The following is a 13,357-nucleotide window of genomic DNA, read 5'->3' as shown; positions in this document are numbered from 1 at the left end:
AGTAACACCGCCGGTAAAGCTCATTGTAATTAAAGTTTTAACACGGTTGTTTTTGCGAGTGGTTAGTGGCGGACAGTTTAACTTTTTGCCACCCTATCCAAACACTTTTGTAATACTTCGGCAAATTCCTTGTCATTTGGCGGAGCAAATATGGTATTGTGCTCACCCGGAATTTCATGTACGTTCACACCTTTAAGCGCAAATGGTTTCCAGCCCAAAAACTCAAAATCTTCCATGTAAAAAGTACGTTTTTTTGCCCTGAACAGATCGAGGGTTATGTTTAAGGGCTTCAATATGTAGTTGCGCAGCGCTTTTTCACTTGCCTCGTCAATCTCATTATCATATGCAAAAAAGCCTTCCCGCTTTTTGTTGGGTTTAAATACTTTCCAGTAAAGCTTTATTAACTGGCGTTTAAGCATCAGTCCTTTATATTCAATGGTACGCTTAGGGTCTTCGGCCAATAATACAAAGCTGTGTGCAAATTGCTTGGCGCGTAACGCTGTTTTGTCAACTATCTTTTTAGACTTGCTATCATTTACGTCTGAACGTTCGGCATAGGTATCAAACATGGCTACCATTTTTACTTCTTTACCGGCTGCTATCAACTGGTTTGCCATTTCATAAGCAATAATACCGCCTAAGGAGTATCCTGCCAAAGCATACGGGCCTTCAGGATTTTTAGCAACGATCTCGGCAATATAATTAGCCGCAATCTCTTCCATTACATCGAGAGGCTCATCTATACCATTTAAACCGCGAGCCTGCAGACCGTAAACAGGTTGCTCAGCATCCATGTTCATGGCAAGTGCGTTAAACAATAATACGTTCAAACCCGCTCCATGAACAATGTACAAAGGCATTTTACTGCCCTCCGGCTTAATGGGTACCAATGATTCCCACCCAATAGCCTCATTTCCTTCAAGTCTTGCCGCCAATTTCTCAATGGTAGCATGCTCGAACAGTGTTGCCAATGGCAAACGCTTGCCGGTTTCCTGTTCAATAGCAGCCATAATTTTCACCGCAACTAATGAGCGACCGCCCAATTCAAAGAAATTATCAAGGATACTGATCTGTTCAATACCCATGTTTTGCTGCCATATTTTAGCAACCAGTTTTTCATTATCGGTACGGGGGGCAACAAACTCGCCCTCGCGATAAATAATATTGTAATCAGGCTTAGGTAGCGCTTTACGGTCTATTTTACCATTCGGAGTAATAGGGATGGCGTCCATCACGACAAAATCATCAGGAACCATATATTCAGGTAAAACGCTAAGCAAACCTTTTTGCCAGGCATCAAACTGGTTTTTCAATTCGATACCTTCTTTTACCTCGGGAGAAATTACATAAGCCACCAGGCGTGGCATTCCCGGAGTATCCTCACGGGCTATAACTACAGCCTGTTTAACATTATCCTGCTTTAACAGGTTCTGTTCAATTTCTTCCAGTTCAATGCGGTAACCTCGTACCTTAACCTGGTGGTCAATACGGCCGAGACAAACAATTTCGCCGTCCTGCCTGATCTTACCTAAATCACCGGTACGGTACATGCGGGCACCATCAACAGTTGAGAAGATATCTTTCACAAAACGCTCGGCCGACAGTTCGGCACGGTTCAGGTAACCAACGGCAACACCATCGCCTCCTATATAAATTTCACCTATTGAACCGTCAGTAAGGCTATTAAGTGCCTCATCAAGAATATAGATCTGGGTATTGGCAACAGGTTTACCGATAGTAATATCTTCATCGGTGGTAATCTGTTTTATGGTTGAGTAAATAGTAGTTTCAGTTGGGCCGTACAGGTTCCAGATCTCTTCACATTTAGGCAATAACTGTGTAACCAGGTCCTTCGGAAAAGCCTCACCTCCGCAATAAACTTTTAAAGGCAATTTGCTATCCCAGCCCGATACCAGCATCATACGCCAGGTAAAAGGAGTGGCCTGCATTACAGTTACATCTTCGGCTTTAACCAGGTCAACCAATGCGCGACCATCTTTTGCTGTTACCGAGTCAGCTAATAAAAGTTCAGCGCCAGTTATTAATGGTAAATACAGGTCCAGTCCGGCAATATCAAATGATATGGTAGTTACAGCTAATACTTTATCAGCCGGCGTTAATCCGGGAACCGTTTGGCAGCTTACCAAAAAGTTGATCAGGCTGAAATGACGAATTTGAACGCCCTTGGGTTTTCCTGTCGAGCCGGATGTATAAAGTATATAAGCAAGATCTTCGCCATTAACACCGGTTTCCGGTTCAGTTACAGGATAAGATGGAAACTTCTCCAGCGCATTTTCAATCAAAACTTCGGTTGAGTTAGCGGCAAAATGATTGTGGTATTTTTCTGAAGTGATCAGGATCTTAGCCGATGAATCCTCCAACATAAATTCGATGCGGTCTTTCGGATATTCAGGGTCAAGTGGTACATAAGCTGCACCGGTTTTCATGATAGCCAGTAAAGACATCACCATTTCAGGAGAGCGGTCAAGTGCAACACCAGCAACATCGCCTCTTTTAAGCCCCTGATCAATCAGGAAGCCGGCAAGCTTATTTACAGCTTCGTTTAGCGCCTTATAGGTAAAAACACGCTCTTGAAATTTCAGCGCAACTTTATCCGGGTATTGGTTTGCAGCAGCCGCAGTTAAATGGATAAGTGCCTTTTCTTTCGGATAATCTACGGCAGTATTGTTTAACATGCTTATAACGTCGGTATTCAGAGGGGCATCCATAATTATTTTTATATTGCTATTATTCCTGATTCAATTAATTATCAACCTTGTTTCCGTTATTTGACAGCAGTTGCCTGGTCATTTACGGATTCAGCAGGAGCGTGATCATGCGGCGTATGAATAAACTTTTTGTTTGCTCCTTTTAACTTAAAGAGGAGCAGGAACATGGTGAAAAATATGAGCGGCAGTTTAAGCATAGCTTCCAAAAGTTTTCCGTTGTAGAACGATGTTGGTATGGCAACTATAATACCAAGGTAACAGGCCGCAGTTGCGCCAAGCCATAAATGCCAGTGCGGGCCGATGCCCGGAGTGAAAAAAGAGATCAAAAGCATAAAGGGCATCAGGCCGAGCATCAACACGCGGGGCAGAATAGCCATCTGATAAATCTCATTCACATAATCAAAATTGCCGCGGAAAAATTGAGCAGGTGCAGTGGCACCGTATTTTTTAAGTAAGTTAAACTGAGCCGAAAGCCAGCGTTTGCGCTGTTTTTCAAATACTGCCGGGTTGCTTACTTTTTCATCATAGATGTATGCCTTTTCGGCATAAGCAACGTGGATCTTATCGCAGGTGAGCAGCAGGCCCATTTCTTTATCAAAGCCGCCAACAGCGTCAATCCGCGACATTACATTTACAAAAAGTTTGTATTCCAAAGCCATTCCCGAGCCGATAATGGCTGCCGAAAAGTTAAACAACTGTTGCGACTTCCTGAAAATGTGATTATTAACCTCTTCGCTTACAGCATCAAGTATGGCTACCTGCGTATTTGAGTTTTTTGCAACACGATGCCCTTGTACCACCTTGTGACCTGCTTGCAAATAATTATTGATCTGGTACAGATAATCGGGAGCAGCGATATTATCAATGTCAAAAACAACAGCCGCATCATAGCCCGGAGCTGTATTTTCGATGGCTTTGTTCAGGGCCTTTGATTTGGTGCTGGTTTCAAAAACTACCTCAACTACCTGCAACGGCATCTGTTTTAATTTGGCGATAGTTTCAGGTTTCATGGAGTCGGCTATCACACAAACCGTGAACTTATCCTGAGGGTAATCGATAGTTAACGCCGCTGCTGCTGAATTTAAAATAATTTCATCTTCCTTGTAAGCGCAGATATAAACTATGAATTTACTGAGCGCATTTGCTATCGGAGGTTGCTTAATGGGAATTAATTTCCCCAGTACAGAGAACACAAACAGGTACAAGCTATATACCCCAAGGTATATAAACAGCAAAATGGCGATAACAGATGCAATGAATTTGATGATTTCCATGTGTTTTTGATGGTAAACCCTGTTTTATATTAATTATAAGTAACAGGTGTATTTCTCTAAAAATTAACCTTTCTGCTTATTATTCAAATTTGTTGCCAGTAGGCTCTTGATCTCTGTTATACGGTGCTCCCATGTATTTTGTGCTGCTACTTTTAATCTTTTTTGCTGTAAAAAAGGTGTATCATTTAACGCAAGGTTAATAGCGGCAGTAAATTCATCAGCATTTTTGCAGATGTACACGGTATCGCCCGTAAATTCTTCCAGATCCTCATTAAAATCAGTGATCACAACCGGTCGGCCTGAGCCCAGGTATTCAAATAATTTGAGTGGAAAAATAGAGCTGCTCACGTCATCCTTTTTAAACGGAATAATGGCAACATCAAAGCCTTTAAGTACTGCAGGTAATAGCTCATATGGCACCGAACCTTTTTTGAATATATTGGGCGCACTAAAGGCAGGATTATTTTCGTAATCTATATCAACCGGCCCCACAAACACAAAGTTTTTATCGGGGCTTTGCTCCGCTAATTGGGTTAGCAGAGCATAATCAATACGGCGTTCGATATTACCGAAATAGCCAATGATCGGCTTTTTGACGTCAGACAGGATTTCTGCTACTGGCAAAACCGGGTCAAGCGCCTTTTGGCTGTGGGCGATATTGGCAGCGTTAGGCACAAAATAGGAGTTGGGGTTAAGCTTACCTTTTAAATTGCTCAACTCTTTGCTTGTGCTGACCACCATGTCCATATCTTTAACCAGGATATCTTCAGAGATAAGGCCGTGGCGGGTTTGATATTCTTCAATCAGCGGGTCAACACAATGATAAACCTTAAGCAATGGCTTCAATTTCAGCAACCGGTGCATTGTTGGATAATAGAATGCGTATGAGTTGATGAAAATATAGTCGGTTATTCCGAGGTTTTTAATAACCCTGTTAAGCCTGCCTGCTACTATCCGTTCGTTTACTTTAAGTGCCAGCCGATAAGCACGCCCCTCGGGTAACGAATTTATTGACGGTACAGGAGGCGTAATTATGATCTTTAAATTAGGGATCTCCGTTTGTATAAAGCTATCCGTTGGCGAAAAAAAATGCGGCTTGCGGGCATCATAGCCGGGCGTGTTTTTAAACTGGATATAATCCTTCCAGGTATAGGGCCTGTCAACGTAGTATACATAATTATCTTTAGCCAAATGTTTGGCCATAGTATAGTTAGTTGATTCGAGGCGGCTATCAAACTGCATTTGCGAGAATATAACGATATGCCGGTTTTTAAGCTCCATATAGCTTGCTTATTCAGTTAATTGTTTTCCTTTGATTTTGCTGATCACAACACCTATGAGCTCTTTTAGTTCGATGTAGCCCAAAACAAAGATGTCGGATATTTTAAATTGCAGGTTTTTCTTTAATGCCCAGTAACCAAATATGGCACCGGTAAAAAATGTGAAGATAGATGCGACAGCTACAGCATAAAGGCTGTGGAATATGAAAATACCGGTAAAATCGCCAATTATGTTAACCGTTAACATCAGGAACACTTTGATCATGTTAAGATGCGGCTTATTAATAATATCGAGCGTGATCCCGAAAAATCTGTCGATAGGTAACAGCATTACATAACACATGAATATCCTGAAGATATTGCCGGCATCCGAGTGCTGGTATTTGGCGCCGAATATCAAACCGATGATAAGATCTGCAGCGGCAAAGCAAATTATGGCAATAGGGGTGAGCGCCATGGTAAGCATGCCCGCATATTTTTTCATGATATAGGTTACGTGCTTTTTATCCCCCCGTTGTACCGCTGCCGACATGGCGGGTAGGGCAGTTGAGATAAAAGCTCTTAGCGGAATCTCAAAGATCTCCATAAGCCTTTGCGGAATATAGTATACAGCCAGCAAATCGGGGCTGAACATGGGCTTTACGATCAATGTATCAGAACTCCTGAGCAGATAAGAGCTTATTGAGGTACCTACGCTGTATTTACCAAAATGGGCCATTTCTTTTATAGTGCCCCAGCTTTTGTAGGCGATAGTTTTTAATTTTGCCCAGCCTATAATAATGCAAATGATACTGCTTAAAAGGTTGGCCGCAAAGTAAGAGTAAATAGTTGTTTCAAAGTCCGATTTGCCCGCAATGGCCAAGCCAACTACCAATACCAGGAAACCTCCCTGATTCATTAATTGAAGAATGAACATTTTATCAAAGCGCTCTTCGGCTTGGAGGATCCAGAGGCTAACTGCTGATGGTAGCGTACAGAAATAAATGAGGCTGAACCATTTAAGCGTAATGGCGATATCAACATCCGGATTTCTATAAATAAGATAGATGAGCAGGTTTATAACCGCAAATGCAGCGGTGATGATAAAGCCCAGGTACCAGGTTGCCCCCGAGATATTTCTTTTTCTCTCGGGCGTAGAGCCAGAGTAAAATTTAATAAGTGAGGTTTGAAGGAAACCCGTACGGAAAGTATCTGCCAGCGTAAATACAATCAGGAAGAATACATAATTGCCAAAATCGGGTTTGCTTAACCGGCGGGCCAGTAATGATAATATCACCATCCCTAAAACCGGCAAAACCGCGTTAGTTGCCAGTGAAAGCGTGTGTTTATTAATTAATTTTTTGAATAAACTCATGTATGCTGTTTTACGCTTTCTCCCACGCTTGTGTTGTGAAATTATACTGTTTTATTACTTTGGCCGGGTTGCCTACAGCTACCGAATAAGGAGGGATGTCCCTTGTCACCACACTGCCTGCACCTATAACCGAATGTTTGCCTATGGTTACACCGGCAGTCACTACACAGTTGGCACCTATCCAAACGTTATCATCAATAGTGATCTGTTTGGTAGTAACCTTTTGATGGCGTGGTGGAATAGTTACATCCTGGTAACCGTGATTAAGACCGGATATTACAACGTGCTGCGCCGTCATGCTGAAATTACCTATTTTAACAGGGCCAATTATTACTGTGCTAATGCCTACGCCAGATCCTTCGCCTATAAAAACATCACCAACACCATTATTGATCACCGCGAAATCCTCTACAATACTTTTTGCACCGAGTGAGAATTTGTTGAACGGAAAAAGATCCATACGGGCGTTATGCCGTACAACACTGCCTTTGCCCCGTTGATGAAAGAAACGGTTAAGTATCAGCCTTACCCAAAGCCGTGGCCTCGACTGACCGGGCGGGATCAGCATCCAGTGAACTAACTTTTTTAATTTAGGGTTTGATTTTATGGATGATATAAATGACATCTGCTTAATTAAATTAGTATTGCCCCGGTGTTTTTATTCTTTTTTAATTGCTCCTGATCATCTAATCGCTTGCATACCACAAGTATGGATATTGCAAGGTAAAAAAGGATATTTGATGGGTATTGAACGAGGGCCTGTTGCGGAAAGTTGCCTATATTAAACGCAAAAAGGATCAGTAACATAGCCAGGCAATAATTTTTAAGCTCGGGGTCTTTGATACTGAAATAAAAGTTGATACCTGTTTTAAGTACCACAAAAAACAGCGTGCAAAAAAGGAGCAGACCAACCCACCCCATTTCAACAGATACGCGCACATAACCGCTATCCGGGGGGAATTTAGCCAGCATGGAATTTGGCGAGAACTTTCGGCCCCAAACACCTACAGAACCCAAACCACCGCCGATAGGGTGGGAAAGGATAAATGGTTTTATCTTTTTTTGATTTTCGGCGCGAACGTTATAGGATGGGTCGTCGGAAGGGTTGAACGCCGTTTGGAACCGCTTAATTAAAGGGTTTGAAGTTGGCATTACTATCAAAATACCTAACAATGCGCCGGCAACAAGTGTAAAAGTTAAAACCCGCCTGTTAAAATTTAAAACAGCCAGCATAGAAAGTGCTCCCGGTACCAATACATAAGCCGCCCTTGTTCCCGAGTAAAGCATTACAAACAAAAAGAAACCTGCAATACAACCCAGCAGTACTTTACGCTTGACAGGAATATCGCCCATGAGAAGGACAACACAAAGCAACGCGCCAATAACCATGTTGTACGAAAAGGTAACCGGGTCTGAAAAGATCCCAAACTTACGCATGTGCCCGTTGATGAATAACAAGCTTACACGCAGCGGGTCCGCGTATAGATACCTATGCTCAAATGGGAAAAAACCTATATTTTCTTGCTGAAAGGCAGAAAGTCCGGCTAATATATCCAGAAATATCCAAAGCTTTAACAGTGTTTTTATAAACTTTACCGTACGGATCTGGTAAACAAAAACAAAGTACATGAGCATAATAAAACCCACAGTACGTACGGTGTAAATCCAGGCCAGCCTTGATTCGGCCGAAGGGTTTACGAACTCAAGCATATTATAAGCCAGCCACACCAAAATCATGTAGCTGATGGGATTCTTAAAATATGTCCAGTTTTGTTCGGTACGCTGTTTAATGAAAAAGCCAAGAATGAGCAGGTAAGTGGTCACGTCCATTAACGTACCAATGGGTACTGAGTCGGGCAAAAATTCAGAAACGTAACTAATGAAAAAGGCGGCTATGATCAGTGCACAGATCCCAAATTCGGGATATACGGTAATGGCAAATACAATGGGCAAACCTATTGTAATAGCCAACACAGCACCCACGCCTATAAATTCAAGCTTATAGGTTAAAAAACTTATAACAAGTGAAGTAATTAAAAGGAAAAGCAGGGCAAAAGGATGCGAAAACTTTTGAACCACAAGGGTTTTCCAAAAGCTTTGCTTAATTTCAGTATTGCCTGTTTTCTCATTTCGCATAAGGTAGTGTAATGCTTTTTATAAAATTTACAGAAACAGGATCTTCACAGCCCACACAAACACACCTATGAATGCAAATACTATAGCCGCTTTACGTGTTTTTTTTTGAAGCGGACTTAAATCTTCAAACGGATCCTTTTCTGGTTTTGGAGGGTCAATTCTCATTTTAAGTAGTATTAGATATTTATATCAAGATGGTACTTTGCGCGCCGTTCAATTAAGCGTTTTTCTCTTTTTTCTGATTGTAATCAGTTTTATTGAGAACCCAACCGGCAAACCTGTTTTCGAGCCCTTTTAAATAGCTTATATGCTGCTTTTGAATGTTGGTTATCTTTTTGTTAGCTTCAAATACAGCTATGGTTTTATTGGCAAATAATAACCACTCTTTTGATTTATTAAGCGCTGTAAGCGGGGCTGTATCAATGATAACTACGTCATATTTGGAACGCAGATCATCAAATTTGCTCTTTACAAAAGCTTCACTGCCAATTTCAAGCAAGGTTACATCGCCACCACGGTTGCCTAAAACAGTGGTGTTTGAGCTGCTGAGTTCCGGTTGGCCAAACTGACTGTTTTTAAAATAATCTTCCAGGTAAACTTGCGGTTGGGCTGTATTACTGATGGTAGCGTTATTGAAGTTACCATCAATTAACAGCACCCTTTTATTAATCATAGAGTAGGAGTAGGCGAGGCTTATGGCCAATAATGTTTTACCCTCAACAGGTTCAATACTCGTTATCGCTAACACTTTTTCTCCTCTTAATTCCTGGTCAATTTCAAACCTTATTGAGCGTAACAGCTCTTTGAAGGTTTTCATTTTATCCCGGTGCTCAACATCCCAAAGTTTACGCAGGTCCAGGTTTTCACCGCTGATCTTATTTAAATAGCCCAATAACGGTAACTGGGTTTTGCTAACCAGCTCGGTAGGGCTTTTAATGGTATCATCAATGTAGAATAAAACAAATAGCCAAAAAATACAGGCAAACAAACTGCCTATCCCACTCAAAATTATAAGCAGCATTTTTTTGGACGGCTGGGCCACATCAGGCTGGGCCATTTCAACCTGGATAAGTTTTATGGAGAAATTTGAACGCAGATTGGTTTCGTTGTATTTGTTCAATACATCAAGATATTCTTTACCGGCAATATCAATATCAAAGTCGTAAGTTTTTACCTTAGCGTCAAACGGAACCAGGCGAGAGAATTTTGAATTGAGATTTGCCAGTTCGCCATTGATTGATTTAACACTATACTTAGCCAGGTCTCGTGAAACCTCAAGGGTGAGCTTTTGTTTGATCTGGTCATCTTTGGCTATAAGCGGATTAGTTATGTATTTATCGGATGTTAAGTTGATCTGATTGGCAAGCTGGCTTTGTAAAGAATCAAGCGATTCTTTATATCTATTATTAAACCCGCTGCGTACATATTGATCTTCGAGAATATGCAGCTGTTCCTGTGTGGAAATAATGGCTTGATTATACTTGTTGGTTACCGCCTCAACATATTTCCTCTCATCAGGCGAGAACTTTTGGTTTATGGCATCAATTGCGCCCTGGTACGAAATTACGTCCTTATCAGCCTGTAATTTTTTATCATTGTAAACCATGATCTGGCCGAAAATTGCTTTCGACTGTTCATCAAGGTTCAATACGCCATTTTCTATTTTATACTGTTGTAACTCGCCTGTTTTTTCGCTCAATGCTTTACGCTTGGCATCCAAAAGGTTTGATAAAAACGTTACCGCGTTTGATTCGTTTTGCTTTACACTCTGGGTGTAATAGTCAATAAACTGTTTAGACAAGGTATTAACTACAAAAGCTGAGAGCTGAGGGTTTTCGGAATCAAAGCTTACCGCAATGAAATCACTGCCTTCATCGCGGGTAATTACCAATTCTTTCATAATGTTGCGCTCATCGTATTTCATCGATCTAAGCAGCTCTATCATTGAATTCTCGGTTTTGTCATAAACAGATAAAGGCTGGAGCGCAGCGAATTTCTTTTTGAAAACTGCTAACGCATTGTCCTTTTCATAGGGGTGCATTTCAAGTAAATCCTTACTTGGCTTGCGAAAGGGGGTTCCTTCGCTAAGGTCGTGGATCATAAGCGAATAAGCAACCTGGTCAACAAGTTTCTTTAGCTTCATGATAGCAATAAGGTTGCTGAACTCGCGGTCAACCTGCTGCTCCTGTACGTTGGCAGTAGCATCCTTGTCAAGAAGGTGCCTGGAGGCATCAATGATACCGGTTGCTATTTCTGCATGCGACTGGTAATCATCCGGTAAATTTTTCACAAGAAAAAATGATGCTATAACCGCTACAAGCGGTATTATGATCAGCGTATTTCTGTGTTTCTTTAGTAGATTAAAAAAATTGCCTATCTCCATCTTTTACTTAACATCTTCTAATTTAGTACCCAATAATTCTTCAAGATTGGTCCTGGCTGTAAATGTCGATAATTCGGCTTGTACTTTAAAGGAGTTTTGGTTGTATAAACTGTTAAGTTGCTCGTTATAAATCTGAAAAGTTGTTTCACCTTTTTGGAATGCGTATTTTAATTGCTTAACGGCGCTTTCAGCATCTATCACAGCGTTTGCCCTCAGCCTTAATTCGGCTTGGGCCTCAAGATATGCGAAGTAAAAACGTTTAACCTGGGCTTCAAGGCTCAGCATGTATTCGGCCTGTTGATATTCAGCTACTTTATAGGTTTCTTTTGCCTGGCGAATAGCGCCCGGCCTCGAAAACAATTGACCTATATTTAATGAAAGGGCTAATTGGTAGCCTTTAAATATAGTTGGTTGCGAAATATTGATGGATGTTTGCGGGCTATAAATGTAAGATGCCGTTAAACCATCGAGCCATGAAAATACAGTTGAATTGTAAAGGCCTTTAGCTGCGTTAACCTGGCTTTGGCGCGCTTTAACTTCAGGGTAGTTCTTTTTTGCAGTAGCTATCAGTTTTTCAAGATACGGATAGTTAATGTCATTTATAAATGAGCTTTGCTGCGCTTGTACGCGGCTGGTAAATAAAAGGGTAATTAAAAAAAGATAAGTGAGTTTTAGTTTCACGGGCATGGAGTTGTTATACTTTTTCTTTTTGGAATAAAGCTGGTACAGTACCGGCAATAATTTTTAAATCTAACCAAACAGAATATTTCTGAGCATAAAAATTATCTAATTTTTTCCTTTCGCGTTCAGACATGTCTTCCTTTCCACGTTTGCTGATCTGCCATAAACCGGTTAAACCCGCAGGGCCAAGGAAACGCATCGACCATTCATTTGAAGTAAGCATCTCTGCTTCATACAACGGCAATGGCCTGTTTCCCACTACCGACATATCGCCACGAAGGATATTGAATAATTGCGGTAACTCATCAAGACTTGAATTGCGCAGAAAATTACCCAGCTTAGTAATTCGAGGGTCGTTCTTGATCTTAACAAAGGCAACTTTATTATCAGTGCCCTCTGAAGCATATTGATTGTTTTCAGCCGATAACTTGGCAAGCAACTGATCTGCATCAGTACGCATCGACCTGAATTTATAAAAATCAAACACTTTATAACCTGTACCTACACGTTTGCTTTTATAAAATACCGGGCCTTTTGAATCGAGCTTAATTAAAATAGCGACAACCAGCATAACAGGTGATAATACCAGCATCATACCGCCCGAAATTACGAGGTCGATAAGGCGTTTACCCGCTGGCATCTTATAGGCCGTGTCAACTACTTTTGATAGCTCAAGCAGTTTTGGTTTTATCAGCTTAAAGCGCACTAAAAAGTTAAGCCTCTCGCGTAGGTCGCTTATAGAAAAGGGCTCACCATAAAAGTCATGCACTTTTAGCTTAATGGCTTTTTGCTTTAACGTTTTATCATTGTGTGATGAAAGTAGTACAATGATCAAACCGTTTAGCAGAAAGCTTTTCTTAACCTCTTCAACCATTTTGATCCATTTACCTTCGGCATCAACTTCAACCAAAATAATATCAGGTACAGATAAAATAGATTGCTCACCTAAATAATCATTCAACTGATCAATAGAGTTGCTATACGCAATTTTGAAGCCCTCATTTAATCCATTAGAAATCTTTTCCTTAAACTCACTACCGGCGTAAGCTATCCTGATATTAGAACCCGAGCTTTCGTTCCAATCAGATGTTTGATGATTCATAAACTTGTAAAACTTGATTAATGGCTGTTTTTAATGCGGTTGGATTAAAGGGTTTGTGTATGTAAGCATCAACTTTAAAAGGCATGGCGCTTACCTGGGCATCAAGATCATGAGCCGCAGAAAGCAGGATAACCGGTATGTCACGGTAAAAGCCGCTGATCTTTACATTTTTCACAAATGATTGTCCGTCAAAATATGGCATTTGAAGGTCGGATATGATGAGTTCAGGCATGTTGCCGTCTTCAAGCCAGCTAAATGCTTCAATTCCGTTGTTTTTAACTACGATATCATATTCTTTTGAAAGAATGAAGTTGAGCAGTTTCAATATGCTCAAGTCATCATCAACTATAAGTAGTGTTCTTTTCATGCTTAATTAATTGGGGTTATTTATAAGATAGAACTAAATATTTATAAATCA

General features: G+C 40.9%; 11 protein-coding genes. All 11 read right to left on the bottom strand.

Going from position 1 to position 13,357, the window contains the following annotated elements; all coding sequences use genetic code 11:
- Positions 1 to 77: 77 nt before the first annotated feature.
- The 11 genes from AC1DUD_RS11385 to AC1DUD_RS11335 all read right to left on the bottom strand — a co-directional run bounded on the left by AC1DUD_RS11385 (position 78) and on the right by AC1DUD_RS11335 (position 13,306).
- Positions 78 to 2,729, bottom strand: a complete 2,652-nt coding sequence (locus AC1DUD_RS11385) for a non-ribosomal peptide synthetase (protein ID WP_477374684.1) — start codon at positions 2,727 to 2,729, stop codon at positions 78 to 80.
- A gap of 56 nt (positions 2,730 to 2,785) precedes the next feature.
- A complete protein-coding gene (locus AC1DUD_RS11380; protein WP_477374682.1) occupies positions 2,786 to 4,003 on the bottom strand; it encodes a glycosyltransferase family 2 protein in 1,218 nt (405 codons plus the stop codon).
- A gap of 63 nt (positions 4,004 to 4,066) precedes the next feature.
- Complete coding sequence (locus AC1DUD_RS11375) at positions 4,067 to 5,284, bottom strand: glycosyltransferase family protein (protein WP_477374680.1); 1,218 nt, start codon at positions 5,282 to 5,284, stop codon at positions 4,067 to 4,069.
- A gap of 9 nt (positions 5,285 to 5,293) precedes the next feature.
- The gene (locus AC1DUD_RS11370) at positions 5,294 to 6,637 is read right to left on the bottom strand and encodes a lipopolysaccharide biosynthesis protein (RefSeq protein WP_477374678.1); all 1,344 of its coding nucleotides are present in this window, start codon (positions 6,635 to 6,637) and stop codon (positions 5,294 to 5,296) included.
- 10 nt (positions 6,638 to 6,647) lie between these two features.
- Positions 6,648 to 7,262, bottom strand: a complete 615-nt coding sequence (locus tag AC1DUD_RS11365; protein ID WP_477374676.1) for an acyltransferase — start codon at positions 7,260 to 7,262, stop codon at positions 6,648 to 6,650.
- 8 nt (positions 7,263 to 7,270) lie between these two features.
- A complete protein-coding gene (locus AC1DUD_RS11360; RefSeq protein WP_477374674.1) occupies positions 7,271 to 8,773 on the bottom strand; it encodes an O-antigen ligase family protein in 1,503 nt (500 codons plus the stop codon).
- 27 nt (positions 8,774 to 8,800) lie between these two features.
- On the bottom strand, positions 8,801 to 8,938 hold the full coding sequence (locus AC1DUD_RS11355; RefSeq protein WP_167667979.1) for a hypothetical protein: 138 nt from the start codon (positions 8,936 to 8,938) through the stop codon (positions 8,801 to 8,803).
- A 52-nt stretch (positions 8,939 to 8,990) separates the two neighbouring features.
- Positions 8,991 to 11,063: an exopolysaccharide transport family protein gene (locus AC1DUD_RS11350; RefSeq protein ID WP_477374672.1), complete on the bottom strand. Its 2,073-nt coding sequence runs from the start codon at positions 11,061 to 11,063 to the stop codon at positions 8,991 to 8,993.
- Between the two features lie 96 nt (positions 11,064 to 11,159).
- Positions 11,160 to 11,837 (bottom strand): TolC family protein, encoded by a 678-nt coding sequence (locus AC1DUD_RS11345; protein WP_477374670.1) that lies wholly within the window; start codon positions 11,835 to 11,837, stop codon positions 11,160 to 11,162.
- Positions 11,838 to 11,850: 13 nt separating this feature from the next.
- Positions 11,851 to 12,939: a sugar transferase gene (locus AC1DUD_RS11340; protein ID WP_477374668.1), complete on the bottom strand. Its 1,089-nt coding sequence runs from the start codon at positions 12,937 to 12,939 to the stop codon at positions 11,851 to 11,853.
- Entirely contained in the window at positions 12,920 to 13,306 is a 387-nt protein-coding gene (locus AC1DUD_RS11335; RefSeq protein ID WP_121225542.1) for a response regulator, read from the bottom strand. Before AC1DUD_RS11335 ends, AC1DUD_RS11340 begins: the two co-directional genes overlap by 20 nt.
- Positions 13,307 to 13,357: the final 51 nt, after the last annotated feature.

Source organism: Mucilaginibacter sp. P4_A11 (genome assembly GCF_056402535.1).
The sequence above is the reverse complement of the archived record's forward strand: the minus strand, read 5'-3'. Positions and strand labels throughout refer to the sequence as shown.